Source organism: Streptococcus sp. 2021WUSS109 (genome assembly GCF_044427305.1).
In the GTDB taxonomy this organism is placed as follows: domain Bacteria; phylum Bacillota; class Bacilli; order Lactobacillales; family Streptococcaceae; genus Streptococcus; species Streptococcus suis.
Window position 1 is genome coordinate 70,452 of sequence record NZ_JAOTGF010000004.1, and the last position, 12,801, is coordinate 83,252.

A 12,801-nucleotide genomic window follows, 5' to 3' on the forward strand; every position below is an offset into this window, starting at 1 on the left:
CCTAGCCTCCAATCACACCTGAGCGGTCAGCGGTTTTCTTGAAGACGCAGCAATTCCACTCGCCCTGCATCATGTGAGTCTCAAGGAAGAAGCCAGCCGTCTCCGCAGATGCTCGCACCATGTCCCACTTGTCCGCGATGATGCCGCTCATAATTAGGTAGCCCTCGTCCTTGACCAGACGGTAGGCATCCTCGGTCAGATGGATGAGAATGTCCGCCAAGATGTTGGCAACGATGACTTCTGCTTTAATGTCAACGCCACGAAGGAGATCGCCCGCCGCGACATGAATATTGCTAGTATTAGCGTTAAGGTCAATATTTTCCTGAGCTACACGCACCGCCACCTCGTCCAAATCATAGGCGTAAATCTCCTTGGCACCTAGGAGGGAGCTGGCAATGGAGAGGACGCCTGAGCCTGTGCCAACGTCGATGACCGTTTCACCACCACGCAGAACCTGCGAAAGAGCAAAAAGGCTCATCTTGGTCGTCGGGTGAGTTCCCGTCCCGAAAGCCATGCCTGGGTCCAGGCGGATAATCTTCTCACCAGCAGTCGCCTCATAGTCGGTCCAAGACGGCACAATGGTCAAATCGTGGGTAATGCGGGCTGGCTCATAGTATTTCTTCCAGTTGTCCGCCCAGTCTTCCTCCGCCAGTTCCTGACTTTCTAGGCTGACCTGACCCGTTTCCAAGCCAAAGCCTGTCAAATCCGCCAAGCGAGCCGCCAAGTCTGCCTTAACTTCCTCAATATCCACAGTATCGGGATAATAGGCCGTAATCGCAATCATATCTGACTGCTCCACCTCGGGATAGAGTTCGCCGAAACGGTCCTCCTGTCCCACATAGTCAGCCGAGTCGCTAATCGCCACCCCCTGACTGCCCGTTTCAATCATCAGATTTGAAACTGCTTCCTCTGCATCACGATGCACGTGAATGGTTAATTCTTGCCATGAGTTCATGTTTGTTTTCCTTTTCTTTTCTATGCGTCAATCACTGTATTATTGTACCGATTTCTAGCCTATTTTACAAGTTACTGCTATTAGGTAAGTAAAATCAAAATAATTTTCGAACAAATGAAATGACAGGAAAATCTGAGCGGTGGTTCTGATTTCTGAAAGGTGGTGGTGCCTATGCAAATAGACACAAAATCCAACGGAAAGGAGAACCTGATTTGTCAGCAGATGAACTAATGGTCATCATAGCTTTTGCAAGCTTACTTGTAAATATGCTTGGTTTGATCATTACAATCATCGTAACCATGCTAGATAAAAAATAGACCGCCCAAGATTTCAAGCTGGCGGTCTATTTTGTCCAAAAGCTGAACCATCGTTATGGTCCTGTCAGGGCGTTGAGCTGGAACTCAGCGCTTTTCTATTTTTATAATAGCAAAAGTTTCACCCACAGTCAAGCAAGAGAGAAAACGGAATGTCAAATAGAATCTATTACCCGCAATTCTATACCAACTACACCGTACTGTTCTAACTGTTCTCGCGAATAGTAAACTTCCATATCTTCTGGTTTCGCCTCTCTGATACTGCTTTGCGTATACCCACAAGATAATAAATCCAGTTCTTTGTATAACTGAGCAAAATTATCAAATATGTGAAGATCTAATACTTGCACCTCGATCGTTTGCGTCTGATTCTCTGTACAATAAAAACGGATGCGATCTCCAATTTGTATATGCTTGCGCTTCTCATCGTAAAGTCGTAGCTCAATGGTCTTCTGACCAGACTTCATCATTTCAAACGGTTTTGGAGCCAGTAACATTTCATGAACCATCTCAATACCTCGGATATGGGTAAAACTCCCCCTCCACCAATTCTGCTCTGCCTTTTTCAAAGGCCTCACCGTCCCAAGAAATCGCAAATTCTTGGGCTTCTGGGTCCGCCAAAAAGTCCATGAGGTCATCTAGACCTTGGTCGGCGGTGTCCTTGAGAAAACCTGCGAAATAGGTCAGAAACTCCGCTGAAAAGCCCTTCTTGGCGTCAAATGGCAGAGCGACCAGATAGTCTTCCTCGTCAAAGCGAGACTTGTCCTGGTTGTAGAAAAGGACATACTCCTCTAGGAAAATATCCTCCGCAGAGGCATTGCCTTCGTCGTCCACCGTTTCAATCCCAGCCGCATTTTGTGCTTCCAAGATGAAAGCCAGCTCAACTGCGTGGTTTTTCTTGTCCCAGTTAAGCTCATAATCGTAAGTAAAATGTTTGTCCAGTGCCGCTTCCAGCACATCTAAAAAGCCATGTTTTGCCATTCTATTTCCTCTTTTCTATAAATTCCAATAAATTTATTTCTCGACCATATTTGACGGAGGCCTGCTTATCTTTCTCCAAAATGGACTTGGTTAAATCTAGTTGATTCACCGCTACCAAGGCTACAGCATAGTGAATAACATCAGCTAATTCTTCTGCTAGACGAGCAGAGCTATCGTCTTCGCCATCCATCATCTTGCGGCCTGCACGCTGATTCGGTAGCTCTGCCACTTCACCAATTTCTTCCACTAATTTCATAAAGAGACTTTGCTCTGGAAATGTCGTCCCATAGTGGTCACGCAAGTATTCTTCCAAAACACCCACCGTCAACTCCGTCATCTTCGTTTTTCTCCAAATCCTAAAATTGTAGTATAATGATTATACCATAAATGCACTGAAAGGAAGCCTATGCCAGCCAATCTCGCCCTTCGTATGCGGCCCAAATCCATTGATGATGTCATCGGTCAGGAACACCTGGTCGGTCCTGGAAAGATTATCCATCGCATGATTGATGCCAATATGCTGTCGTCCATGATTCTCTACGGTCCGCCGGGGATTGGCAAGACCTCGATTGCGTCCGCCATTGCTGGCACGACCAAGTATGCCTTTCGGACCTTTAATGCCACGACCGACAACCAAAAACGCCTGCAGGAAATCGCTGAAGAAGCCAAGTTTTCTGGTGGTCTGGTCCTCATGCTCGATGAAATCCACCGCCTCAACAAGACCAAACAGGACTTTCTGCTTCCTCTTTTGGAAAATGGAAATATCATCATGATTGGGGCAACGACGGAAAATCCCTTCTTCTCAATTCTGCCTGCCATTCGCAGTCGGGTGCAGATTTTTGAATTGTATCCTTTGCAAACCAGCCACATCCGACAGGCCTTGGAACTGGCTCTGACAGACAGCGAACGCGGTTTTGACTTCCCCATTACCATTGAGCCTGAGGCTCTGGACTTTCTAGCCAATGCTACCAACGGTGACCTGCGTGCCGCCTATAATTCGCTAGAACTGGCTGTGCTTTCGACCAAGGAAAGCGACGACGGTAGCCGCCACATTGATCTAGACGCCGTGGAAAATAGCCTGCAAAAGTCCTACATCAGCATGGACAAGAACGGCGATGCCCACTACGACATTCTCTCAGCCCTGCAAAAATCCATTCGGGGCAGCGACGTCAATGCCAGCCTCCACTACGCCGCCCGTTTGATTGAGGCGGAAGACCTGCCTAGTCTGGCTCGTCGCTTGACGGTCATTGCCTATGAAGACATCGGCTTGGCCAATCCAGAGGCACAGATTCATACGGTGACTGCCCTTGAAGCGGCTCAGAAAATTGGTTTTCCAGAAGCACGGATTTTGATTGCCAATGTAGTAGTCGATTTGGCTCTCTCGCCCAAGTCCAATTCTGCCTATCAGGCTATGGATGCAGCTCTAGCTGATTTGCAGAAAAATGGTCATCTGCCTATTCCAAATCACCTGCGTGACGGCCATTATGCTGGTAGTAAGGAGCTGGGAAATGCTATTGGCTACCAGTATCCGCATGCCTATCCTGAAAAATGGGTGGACCAACAATACCTGCCCGATAAGTTACTTCATGCGGACTACTTTACCGCCAACGACACCGGTAAATACGAGCGTGCCTTGGGTATGACCCAAGAAAAGATAAAAAATTTGAAAAAAAATAGACGCCAAAATCCTTGATAGAACTGGTTTTTGGGCACACACAATTTGATACCGCTTACACTTTTACCATTTTTCTCTTGATTTTTCAAAAAAAAGTGGTATTATTAAATCATAAATAAGAACTGCTGTGGTATACGAATTCATACCTATGTGTTGACCGACTATTTTTGTATTACTAGGGAGACAAAGATCCTCTGACAGTATGCAAGCTGGCACACCCAGAAGCAACTAAGTTAGAAACGCGTCACCCACCTGCTTTTAGCGTGCGGGATCAATACAATCCATGGATAACCGGTACCAATACAGCATTTTTATTTTTTACCTTCCTTAGCTCAGCTGGCAGAGCAGCGGACTCTTAATCCGTGGGTCGTAGGTTCGATCCCTACAGGGAGGATTGGTTGATATGAGGAAAGTCTTGATTTATCAAGGCTTTTTCTCGTTTTTTGAGTGAATTTGGTCAAAATTTGGTCAAAAAGAACCCTTTCACATTGTGAAGGGCTATTTTTTTAACTTATCCCACAGGACAACTCGTTTTTCCTGCAATGATTTCTGTACATTGATGATGCGTTGATTCGATGAGCCTCGAAATTGCAGCATAAGATTGCGCTTGGTACGGTCATAGCGACCGTCAACTAGAATATCTAAATAGGATAGTAACTCTAACTTATCCGGAGTTTCTAACATCATTTCTTCCCATGTGTAGCCTGTCCAAGACCAAATGTCCTTTTCTGGCAGTTCTTTCCGAATTCGCTTTACGAGTGGGAGGACCGTGCCTGTGTTCAGAAAAGGCTCGCCACCCAAGAGGGTTAGGCCCTGCACATAGGGCTGGCCCAAGTCTGCTAAAATGCGGTCTTCAAGCTCCTTGGTATAGGGAATCCCAGCTTTAAAAGACCAGGTTGCAACATTGTAGCAGCCCTCGCAGTGAAACAGACAGCCACTAACATATAGAGAGCAACGGACTCCTTCTCCATCCACAAAGTTAAAGGCTTTGTAGTCCATTATTCGCCCTTGGCTAAGTTCCTCGCTCTTCCATTCTTGTGGTTTAGGATTATTCATTTCAAATACCTGAGCATAAGCAAATGAAATCTGATCGTTTGGATGAATTCTGTTTTACCAGTACACAGACTGTTTTTGTCCATAAATGGTACTTCCAATGCTTTAGCTCGGATTGATCCCAGCAAGCTTAGTGCGGAACCAATCTCAATTCCTTTCCTGTTTTGATTCAGTAGTTTGTCACTCCCATTAATCCTCAATCCAGTATCTTTCTACCCCATCTCGAACATCTTCCAAAACGCCACCACAAGCCACAATCGTGCGGCGACTGGCTTGATTGTCTGCCGAGCAGGTCACAAGGACCTGGGAAATATTTTTGGTTGCGGCTTCCTGCAAACCAAGTCGCAGTTGCTCCTTGGCGTAACCCTTCCCACGCTCGGTCGGACGAATGGAATATCCGATGTGACCGCCTTTATTGAGCAGGAAATCGTTGAGTCGGAGGCGTAGATTAAGAAAGCCGATAGCTCGACCTGTCGGGTCAAACGATACATACTGAACATACGGAACAAATCCTTCTGACACTCCAATCCCTAGCTCAGCCAGTTTTAGCTTCTCTAACCACTCCTCAAAGTTTACATCCCTAGAGATAAAACCTCCATCCATAGCAGAACCTGCTGCTTCAAACTCTGCCAACATATCCAAAATCGTTTTCTTATCCACCACAGTTGGTCTTCTTAATTCCATTCTAGCCTCCATATTGTCTCTTGAAAAATTCGCTGATGATGTCAATATCCAGTCCCAAGTCCTGTATAATTTCTGCCTTGTGGAAATCATCATAGTTGTCCTTGCCGCTCCAGACAAAAGAATTAGTTACAATCTGATAAACCTTGTCTAGCTTGACTGCTCTGCCATTGACCATAAAACCCTCACCGCCTGGGGTAATGCCCACATCTGAGGGTGGAGACCTGTCTATAGCTCAGAATCCCCTTTTTCTCATTACCATCCCGAATATCCGCAATCAGCTGTGCCTTCTTAGGAAAATTCCCCATGTAGGAATACATATCATTGGTATGGAGAATACTAATATCTGTATAGTCCATACTATTTTTTCTTGTTTTTTGCTTGTTTGAGCAATTCCTGCACACGCGCTTTTTTATCCTGCTTCACATTAGAATTCTTCTCATGATAGCGTGTCACCAGGGCCTTCCCCTTATCGTCTAATTGGTATTTTCCCATTGTTTTCTCCTCTTTTTTATCTCTTGTTCGTTTATAATAAACTTCCACAGCTAACTGGAACTGTGGAAGCTCTACATAGTCTGTTTATTACTTATAAGCTCGACCCATTCATGTGTTTCACACGCGCCGAAATTTCCTTGTGACGTCCTTTTACCATCGGACGGGCCTGTGGATTGCCTAGATAACCACAAGTTCGTTTAACCACATCTACCAATTTAGGATCACTATTCCCGCAACTTGGACACTTGAAGCCACGCTCCGTAGGCTCAAAATCGCCCTCAAAATCGCAAGCGTAACAATGGTCAATCGGAGTATTGGTCCCCAGATAGCCCACACGGTCATAGGCATAGTCCCAAACAGCCTCCAAGGCCTTTGGATTTTGTTGCAGTACAGGGTATTCACAGTAATGGATAAAGCCACCACTAGCACCTACAGCAGGATAAATTTTCTCAAAATCCAATTTTTCAAACGGTGTTGGATTTTTGCGTACATCATAATGGAAACTGTTAGTGTAATACTCTTTATCCGTAATGTCCTTAACAATGCCAAATTTCTCTGTATCCATACGGCAGAAGCGGTCTGTCAGGCTTTCAGATGGTGTCGAATAAACTGAGAAATGATAACCATATTCATCCGACCAATCTTCAACCAAGTTTTTCATTTTCTTGATAATATCCACCGTGAAATCTTTTGCCTCTGGGTTGGTCTCCCATTGACCACCGTAAAATACTGTTGCGACTTCATACAAACCAATGTAGCCCAAAGATACGGTTGCTCGACGATTTTTAAAGACTTCATCTACAGCGTCTGTCTTAGCCAAGCGTTTGCCGAATGCCCCATATTGATAGAGAATTGGAGCATTGGCCGGGGTTGCTTCCTTCACTCGTTCCACACGATAGACTAGAGCATCCTTGGCAATGGCCATGCGTTCTGCAAAGATTTCCCAGAACTTATCCTTGTCTCCAGCAGACTCCATGGCAATCCGTGGCAAGTTGACGGTTACGACACCGAGGTTCATACGACCAGATGTCACATCTTGGCCATTTTCATCCTTCCAACCTTGAAGGAAGGAGCGACAGCCCATTGGCACCTTGAAGGAACCTGTCAACTCAACGATCTTGTCATAAGAAAGCATATCTGGATACATACGCTTGGTTGCACATTCAATCGCTAATTGTTTGATGTCATAGTTTGGAGAATCTGGCTCCAAGTTCAAGCCACGCTTAACTGTGAAAATCAGCTTAGGAAAGATAGCTGTCCGACCTTCGCGCCCCAGACCCTTGATACGAATGTTCAAAATCGCTTTTTGAATTTCTCTCTCAAACCACGATGTCCCTAGCCCGAAACCGAGTGAGGTAAAGGGGGTTTGTCCATTGGAAGTAAAAAGGGTATTGATTTCATACTCCAAAGACTGCATAGCGTCATAGATGTCTTTTTGCGTTTTAGCACGCGCATATTCTTCTTGCTTGTCTGCTAACACCCAATCCTTGGCGTCTTTCAAATGCTTTTGGTAATTGAGTTCCGCATAGGGCGCCAAAACTTCATCGATACGGTCAGCTGAGCAACCACCATATTGACTAGAGGCCACATTGGCAATGATTTGTGAAATCTGAGCCGTAGCTGTTTGAATTGATTTTGGACTTTCTACATCCGCATTTCCTATCTTGAAGCCTTGTGCTAACATCCCTTTAAAATCAATCAAACAACAGTTCGTCATTGGTGTATAAGGGCTGTAATCCAAGTCGTGATAATGGATGTCCCCCTTTTGATGGGCATTAGCCACATGAGCTGGCAATAATTTGAGACCGATTGACTTACCGACAATTCCTGCTGTCAGGTCCCGTTGAGTGTTGAACACATCCGCATCTTTATTGGCATTTTCATTGACCACAGACTGATCCTTGCTCAACAGCTTATGGATCTCAAAATTAATATCGGTAGCCTGATGACGGCGAAAATCACGGCGTGTTCGGTATTGAATATAAAGCTCCGCCAAATCATATAAATGAGCCTTTAACAATTCCTGTTCAACGACCGTTTGAATTTCGTAAATTTGAACATCTTTCTCAAATCGGCGACCAATTTCAGCCAAAACAGCTTCTAATACAATTTTTAACCCTGCCTCTGAAACAGGATGTTCTAATTCTTGGTTTGCCCGCCGAAGAGCAGAAAAAATCTTATCCTGATCAAAGGATACTGTCCGTCCATCACGTTTCAAAACCAATAATTCTATACTCGGTAAGACATTTTCTTGCACATTCATCTGACAAACCTCCAAAATTCTTCACTTCTATTAGTGTAGCACTTCACAAAATAAAAATCAATATCTAGTATACAAAAAGTTAATTTTCTTTTTTTTACACAATATATAGTTCATATTCTAAAATAACTAAAAACAAGAGCCTATTCTGACTCTTGTTTTCTAGTCCATAAAAAGTACAGGTTAATAGCACAGGCCACTAAAATCACAGCAGGCCAAAGCAAACTTAACAAAGGAAGTTTACCGACATTATAGGCAATATAGAGAGTATTCCACACTACCCCTAAACTATAGACAATCGTCAAAATAATTTTCATAAGACACTCCAATTAAATGATAGTGCTATTATACTACAAACGACCGTTGATGTCCTGAATCTGCCGCTCCATTTTCCGATAGTTTAGGAAAAAGAGAGAAGCATAGACCAAGACAAAGATAAACCAGAAGAAGAGGAGGGTACCTAGTTTCACGGGAAACCAGCCAGCCAAAATGCTCAGCGGTGTGAAGCCTAAAGCTGTGATGCAAAAATGCGTTGCCGTCATTCTCAAAAGGCTCCAATCCTGTTCAAAAATCTTGTCTGCCAGCTGAAACAAGAAACCGATTGCTGCCCAAATCAGTACACAGATAAGCATGACGGTTACCTGATTAAAATTGCTTAGGTAATAAGCCCCCATGGTTGAATGTGGATTAACTGGCAAATAATAGCCTTCGCTAAAGAAACCCGCCATGACGATTGAAATCAAACTGCCGATTGTAACGCCTAAACTGGCTGATAAGATGTATTTTTTCATAATCCTAACCTTTCTTTGATAACTTTGAGATAACGACGGGACGAGTAGGTGACAGAGCCATTTTTCATGACTAGTTTGACCAGACCATTGGCTGTCAACTTGAGGTGTTCCAATTGCTTGATGTGAATGATTTCCGACTGGGAAATCTGCAAAAAGTTAGCAGGCAGTTCCTCCTTAACCTGATACAAGCGTAGGTTGGAAGTAAAGGAATCTCCCACCGTTTCCACCTGTAAAACCTTGTCTTCCAAGTAGAGCCTGACAATCTCATCATGTTCCAAAAGATAGACCTGCTCTCCTTTTTTGACTGTCAGCCTAGATGTCTGCTTGTCTAGATTTTGAACATAGGCCACCAACTGTGTAATCTGCTCAGACATAGCTTGAGCCTCAATGGTCACTAAGTCTTCCAAAATATCTGGTGAAATCGCTAGTTTTACTTTCATCTTTTCTCCTTTTTTCTTTCTGACCCTATTAAACACCATTTCTTTACTGGTTTCAAGGGCTTTTGACTATGTGGTCATTTTCCCGCACTAAACGGCAAAAAAAGCCAGAACAGCTGTCCTGACTTTCATTGTCTTATAATTTCTTCTTCAACTCCGCAACTGCCATCATGACTTCCATTGGGGTCATATTGTAGATGTCTAGTTTTTCCAGTTCATCGAGGACTGGGTGAGAAGGCGTGTCTGCGAAGAGGTCGATTTGACCAGACGGCTCTTCCACTACTGACGGAGCTGGGGTAGCTGGTGCAGTAGGGGCTTGGTTTTCAAGTGTCTGCAAAATCCTATCCGCTCGCTCCAATAACTCCTCTGGCATTCCTGCAATCTTAGCCACATGAATCCCGTAGGACTTGTCAGCTGGACCTTGGGCAATCTTGTGGAGGAAGGTGACTTGGCCGTCCTTCTCCAAGGTCGATACATGGACATTCTCTAAGTGTTCCAAGGTCTGGCTAAGGTCTGTCAACTCATGGTAGTGGGTGGCAAAAAGAGTCTTGGCACCAATCTTGTCATGGATGTACTCGATGATAGACTGAGCCAGGGCCATACCGTCATAGGTGGCCGTTCCCCGTCCCAACTCATCAAAGAGGATGAGCGAACGATCTGTCGCCAGACGGACTGCCTTATTGGCCTCCATCATTTCGACCATGAAGGTCGATTGACCACTAACCAAGTCGTCTGCCGCCCCAATTCGGGTGAAAATAGCATCGAAAATCGGTAATTCAGCCTGATCCGCAGGCACATAGGAACCCATCTGTGCCATGATGACGATAACCGCCAACTGTCGCATATAGGTAGACTTACCACTCATGTTTGGACCTGTAATTAGTTGCATATGCGTATCGGTATTCAGGTGAATAGAGTTAGGAATGTAGGTCTGCTTGCCCATGACCTTCTCCACCACCGCATGACGTCCACGGTCAATGGTCAATTCTCTTTGATCTGTAAAGCGTGGACAAACCAAATGTTGCTGCTCCGCCACAACTGCAAAGGCCTGCAAAACATCAATGGTTGCAATGGTCCGAGCTAACTTCTGCAAGCGGCTGATGTACTTTTCAACCTCCTGACGAATCCGCATAAAAATCTCGTACTCTAGGTTAGCCGACTTATCACGCGCCTCCAACATCTGCCCTTCAATTTTAGCCAGTTCTTCCGTACCATAGCGTTCCGAATTTTTCAAAGTCGCCTTGCGGAAAAAATGGTCCGGCACATTGCCCAGATTGGAATTGGTCACATGAAAATAGTAGCCGTCTTTTTTATTATAATCAATCTTAAGATTGTTGATACCAGACGCTTCACGCTCCTTGGCCTCAATCTCCGCAATCCAACCCGCTCCCTCACGCATGACCAGGCGGTACTGATCCAGCGTTTCGTCAAAACCCGTACGGATGATGTTTCCATCTGTGATGGTCCCTTGGGCTTCTGGGTCAATAGCAGAGCTGATGAGAGCATGCAGTTCTGGAATTGGGTCCAATCCAGCTACTAGATTTCCTAGAGCAGGCTCATTGATTTGTAGCAAGATATTCTTGATTGCTGGGATATTTCCCAAAGTCTGGGAGAGTTGCAAGAGATCCTTGGGCATGGTTTTTCCAAAAGACACCCGACTGGCCAAGCGTTCGATGTCATAAACACCTTTTAAAGCCTCGACCAAGTCACTCCGTTCAAAGAAGTAATCCAGAAAAACCTGAACGACAGCCTGACGATTCTCAATTCGCTCAAGGTCAATCAAGGGACGATCAATCCATGTCCGCAATAGTCGCATACCCATGGCTGTCTTGGTTTCGTCTAGCAACCAGTACAAACTACCATGCTTCTTGCCTGTCCGACCGTTTTCAAGCAGGTCTAGACTGGACTTGGTTGCATAGTCCATTTGCAGATAGTCCTTGATTTCATAATGGACCACCTTTTGCAAGTGGCTCAGATCTCGCATCTGAGTCCGATGAAGGTAGCTGAGGAGTTTACCTGCCGCAGCCTTTTCCAAATCCGTCAGCGAGTTGTCAATCAGCTGAACATCCTCCGTCACCTCATCCTCAAAAGACAGCAACAAGTTCATCTGATTCGAGAAAACCTGCTCCTCTTCCTCCGACAGAGCATAGCCGATGACCAATTCACGTGCCCGTAAATTGCGGATTTCACCGCAAAGACTGGTAAAATCATCTAGACTAGTCACAAAAAACTGACCTGTTGACACATCCATATAAGAAAGTGCGAACTGCACTCCCTGACGGTCAATCGCAACCAAATAGTTACTGTCGGCTCCCATTTTGGACGAATCTGTTACCGTACCAGGAGTAATGACCTGCACTACTTCCCGCTTGACCACGCCGACTGCCTGCTTAGGATCTTCCATCTGCTCAGCAATAGCGACCTTATACCCCAGTTCAACAAGTGTGTCGATATACTGTTGTGCCGCGTGATACGGTACCCCCGCCATAGGAATCGGATTCTCCGCATTCTTATTCCGACTGGTCAAGGACAATTCCAAAATCTGTGCCGCTTCTACCGCATCTTCATAAAATAACTCATAAAAGTCTCCCATACGGAAAAGCAAAAAAGCATCTGGATACTGTGCTTTTATATCCAGATACTGCTGCATTCCCGGAGAAATTTTTTCTGTTGCCATCATCTCTCCCTGTTCTAATTCAAATAGTAGTTAATCTCCGCTTCAACTTGCTGAGCCGCTACATCATCTCGACAAATAACTAAAAGTGTATTAGCTCCCGCCAGCGTTCCCAAAATAGTCTCTGGCTTTTCTGCATCAATGATATTGGCCATCAAGGCCGCTTCTCCCAGTTCTGAATGAAGGACCAGAATAAAACTAGCCCGATCTACTTTATACGCATATTGTGCCAATAATTGGATAAAATTCACGCGCTCTTCTTCGATAGCCAAAGAATAAAATGAACGCCCATTTTCATGAATTTTTATCACTCCCAACTCACGTAAATCACGAGACAAGGTTGTCTGGGTTACCACTACCCCTCGAGCCTCTAAACCTTGCTGAATATCCGTTTGTCGCCCTATTTTTTCTTGACGAATCATGGCCTTTATTAAATCATGTCGTCCTGCTTTATTCATCATTTTACCTCAAAATGTATATTTATA

General features: G+C 44.8%; 17 protein-coding genes, 1 tRNA gene and 1 other RNA gene. 4 read left to right on the forward strand and 15 right to left on the reverse strand.

Annotated elements, in window-relative coordinates:
• Nucleotide 1: 1 nt before the first annotated feature.
• Complete coding sequence (gene prmA / locus ODU37_RS02400) at nucleotides 2-955, reverse strand: 50S ribosomal protein L11 methyltransferase (RefSeq protein WP_249562308.1); 954 nt, start codon at nucleotides 953-955, stop codon at nucleotides 2-4.
• A gap of 212 nt (nucleotides 956-1,167) precedes the next feature.
• Here prmA and ODU37_RS02405 point away from each other — a divergent pair, with 212 nt between their 5' ends.
• Nucleotides 1,168-1,272 (forward strand): putative holin-like toxin, encoded by a 105-nt coding sequence (locus tag ODU37_RS02405; protein WP_221737275.1) that lies wholly within the window; start codon nucleotides 1,168-1,170, stop codon nucleotides 1,270-1,272.
• Between the two features lie 152 nt (nucleotides 1,273-1,424).
• Here the strand turns inward: ODU37_RS02405 and ODU37_RS02410 are convergent, their stop codons facing one another.
• From ODU37_RS02410 to ODU37_RS02420, 3 genes are read right to left on the reverse strand one after another with little or no spacing between them, the layout of a single operon-like run.
• Nucleotides 1,425-1,778, reverse strand: a complete 354-nt coding sequence (locus ODU37_RS02410) for an ASCH domain-containing protein (RefSeq protein WP_044759240.1) — start codon at nucleotides 1,776-1,778, stop codon at nucleotides 1,425-1,427.
• 1 nt (nucleotide 1,779) lies between these two features.
• The gene (locus tag ODU37_RS02415; RefSeq protein ID WP_044759244.1) at nucleotides 1,780-2,250 is read right to left on the reverse strand and encodes a DUF3013 family protein; all 471 of its coding nucleotides are present in this window, start codon (nucleotides 2,248-2,250) and stop codon (nucleotides 1,780-1,782) included.
• Between the two features lies 1 nt (nucleotide 2,251).
• A complete protein-coding gene (locus tag ODU37_RS02420) occupies nucleotides 2,252-2,587 on the reverse strand; it encodes a MazG nucleotide pyrophosphohydrolase domain-containing protein (protein ID WP_105159054.1) in 336 nt (111 codons plus the stop codon).
• A 69-nt stretch (nucleotides 2,588-2,656) separates the two neighbouring features.
• Between ODU37_RS02420 and ODU37_RS02425 the strand changes: the two genes are divergently transcribed.
• The 3 genes from ODU37_RS02425 to ODU37_RS02435 all read left to right on the forward strand — a co-directional run bounded on the left by ODU37_RS02425 (nucleotide 2,657) and on the right by ODU37_RS02435 (nucleotide 4,319).
• Complete coding sequence (locus ODU37_RS02425) at nucleotides 2,657-3,943, forward strand: replication-associated recombination protein A (RefSeq protein WP_105159055.1); 1,287 nt, start codon at nucleotides 2,657-2,659, stop codon at nucleotides 3,941-3,943.
• Between the two features lie 101 nt (nucleotides 3,944-4,044).
• Nucleotides 4,045-4,238: non-coding RNA, 6S RNA (gene ssrS / locus ODU37_RS02430), on the forward strand.
• Between the two features lie 8 nt (nucleotides 4,239-4,246).
• A tRNA-Lys gene (locus ODU37_RS02435) sits at nucleotides 4,247-4,319 on the forward strand.
• 104 nt (nucleotides 4,320-4,423) lie between these two features.
• Here the strand turns inward: ODU37_RS02435 and nrdG are convergent.
• The 11 genes from nrdG to argR all read right to left on the reverse strand — a co-directional run bounded on the left by nrdG (nucleotide 4,424) and on the right by argR (nucleotide 12,774).
• Complete coding sequence (gene nrdG / locus ODU37_RS02440) at nucleotides 4,424-4,981, reverse strand: anaerobic ribonucleoside-triphosphate reductase activating protein (RefSeq protein ID WP_203200664.1); 558 nt, start codon at nucleotides 4,979-4,981, stop codon at nucleotides 4,424-4,426.
• 186 nt (nucleotides 4,982-5,167) lie between these two features.
• Nucleotides 5,168-5,662, reverse strand: a complete 495-nt coding sequence (locus tag ODU37_RS02445; protein WP_029752794.1) for a GNAT family N-acetyltransferase — start codon at nucleotides 5,660-5,662, stop codon at nucleotides 5,168-5,170.
• Between the two features lies 1 nt (nucleotide 5,663).
• Entirely contained in the window at nucleotides 5,664-5,867 is a 204-nt protein-coding gene (locus ODU37_RS02450; protein WP_029752793.1) for a hypothetical protein, read from the reverse strand.
• Entirely contained in the window at nucleotides 5,845-6,018 is a 174-nt protein-coding gene (locus ODU37_RS02455) for a hypothetical protein (RefSeq protein WP_153308821.1), read from the reverse strand. The genes ODU37_RS02450 and ODU37_RS02455 overlap by 23 nt, the downstream gene beginning before the upstream one ends.
• A 1-nt stretch (nucleotide 6,019) precedes the next feature.
• Nucleotides 6,020-6,154, reverse strand: a complete 135-nt coding sequence (locus ODU37_RS02460; protein WP_002939130.1) for a hypothetical protein — start codon at nucleotides 6,152-6,154, stop codon at nucleotides 6,020-6,022.
• Between the two features lie 91 nt (nucleotides 6,155-6,245).
• Complete coding sequence (gene nrdD / locus ODU37_RS02465) at nucleotides 6,246-8,417, reverse strand: anaerobic ribonucleoside-triphosphate reductase (protein WP_044758467.1); 2,172 nt, start codon at nucleotides 8,415-8,417, stop codon at nucleotides 6,246-6,248.
• Between the two features lie 140 nt (nucleotides 8,418-8,557).
• On the reverse strand, nucleotides 8,558-8,731 hold the full coding sequence (locus ODU37_RS02470; RefSeq protein ID WP_169051013.1) for a hypothetical protein: 174 nt from the start codon (nucleotides 8,729-8,731) through the stop codon (nucleotides 8,558-8,560).
• A gap of 33 nt (nucleotides 8,732-8,764) precedes the next feature.
• Nucleotides 8,765-9,205 (reverse strand): DUF3021 domain-containing protein, encoded by a 441-nt coding sequence (locus ODU37_RS02475; RefSeq protein ID WP_172030094.1) that lies wholly within the window; start codon nucleotides 9,203-9,205, stop codon nucleotides 8,765-8,767.
• Nucleotides 9,202-9,645 carry a LytTR family DNA-binding domain-containing protein gene (locus tag ODU37_RS02480; protein ID WP_172026862.1) on the reverse strand — a complete coding sequence of 148 codons (444 nt, stop codon included), beginning with the start codon at nucleotides 9,643-9,645 and terminating at the stop codon, nucleotides 9,202-9,204. Before ODU37_RS02480 ends, ODU37_RS02475 begins: the two co-directional genes overlap by 4 nt.
• Nucleotides 9,646-9,778: 133 nt before the next feature.
• A complete protein-coding gene (gene mutS, locus ODU37_RS02485) occupies nucleotides 9,779-12,319 on the reverse strand; it encodes a DNA mismatch repair protein MutS (RefSeq protein ID WP_249562309.1) in 2,541 nt (846 codons plus the stop codon).
• Between the two features lie 14 nt (nucleotides 12,320-12,333).
• Nucleotides 12,334-12,774, reverse strand: coding sequence for an arginine repressor (argR, locus tag ODU37_RS02490; protein WP_002937036.1), 441 nt, complete (start codon nucleotides 12,772-12,774; stop codon nucleotides 12,334-12,336).
• Nucleotides 12,775-12,801: the final 27 nt, after the last annotated feature.

Bases quoted from the DNA above. Each gene is read 5' to 3' on its own strand.
- ODU37_RS02445 (WP_029752794.1), bottom strand. From the start codon at position 5,662: ATGGAATTAAGAAGACCAACTGTGGTGGATAAGAAAACGATTTTGGAT.
- nrdD (WP_044758467.1), bottom strand. From the start codon at position 8,417: ATGAATGTGCAAGAAAATGTCTTACCGAGTATAGAATTATTGGTTTTG.
- ODU37_RS02455 (WP_153308821.1), bottom strand. From the start codon at position 6,018: ATGGACTATACAGATATTAGTATTCTCCATACCAATGATATGTATTCC.
- ODU37_RS02420 (WP_105159054.1), bottom strand. From the start codon at position 2,587: ATGACGGAGTTGACGGTGGGTGTTTTGGAAGAATACTTGCGTGACCAC.
- nrdG (WP_203200664.1), bottom strand. From the start codon at position 4,981: ATGAATAATCCTAAACCACAAGAATGGAAGAGCGAGGAACTTAGCCAA.
- ODU37_RS02425 (WP_105159055.1), top strand. From the start codon at position 2,657: ATGCCAGCCAATCTCGCCCTTCGTATGCGGCCCAAATCCATTGATGAT.
- ODU37_RS02410 (WP_044759240.1), bottom strand. From the start codon at position 1,778: ATGGTTCATGAAATGTTACTGGCTCCAAAACCGTTTGAAATGATGAAG.
- ODU37_RS02415 (WP_044759244.1), bottom strand. From the start codon at position 2,250: ATGGCAAAACATGGCTTTTTAGATGTGCTGGAAGCGGCACTGGACAAA.
- argR (WP_002937036.1), bottom strand. From the start codon at position 12,774: ATGAATAAAGCAGGACGACATGATTTAATAAAGGCCATGATTCGTCAA.
- ODU37_RS02460 (WP_002939130.1), bottom strand. From the start codon at position 6,154: ATGGGAAAATACCAATTAGACGATAAGGGGAAGGCCCTGGTGACACGC.
- ODU37_RS02480 (WP_172026862.1), bottom strand. From the start codon at position 9,645: ATGAAAGTAAAACTAGCGATTTCACCAGATATTTTGGAAGACTTAGTG.
- ODU37_RS02470 (WP_169051013.1), bottom strand. From the start codon at position 8,731: ATGAAAATTATTTTGACGATTGTCTATAGTTTAGGGGTAGTGTGGAAT.
- mutS (WP_249562309.1), bottom strand. From the start codon at position 12,319: ATGGCAACAGAAAAAATTTCTCCGGGAATGCAGCAGTATCTGGATATA.
- prmA (WP_249562308.1), bottom strand. From the start codon at position 955: ATGAACTCATGGCAAGAATTAACCATTCACGTGCATCGTGATGCAGAG.
- ODU37_RS02475 (WP_172030094.1), bottom strand. From the start codon at position 9,205: ATGAAAAAATACATCTTATCAGCCAGTTTAGGCGTTACAATCGGCAGT.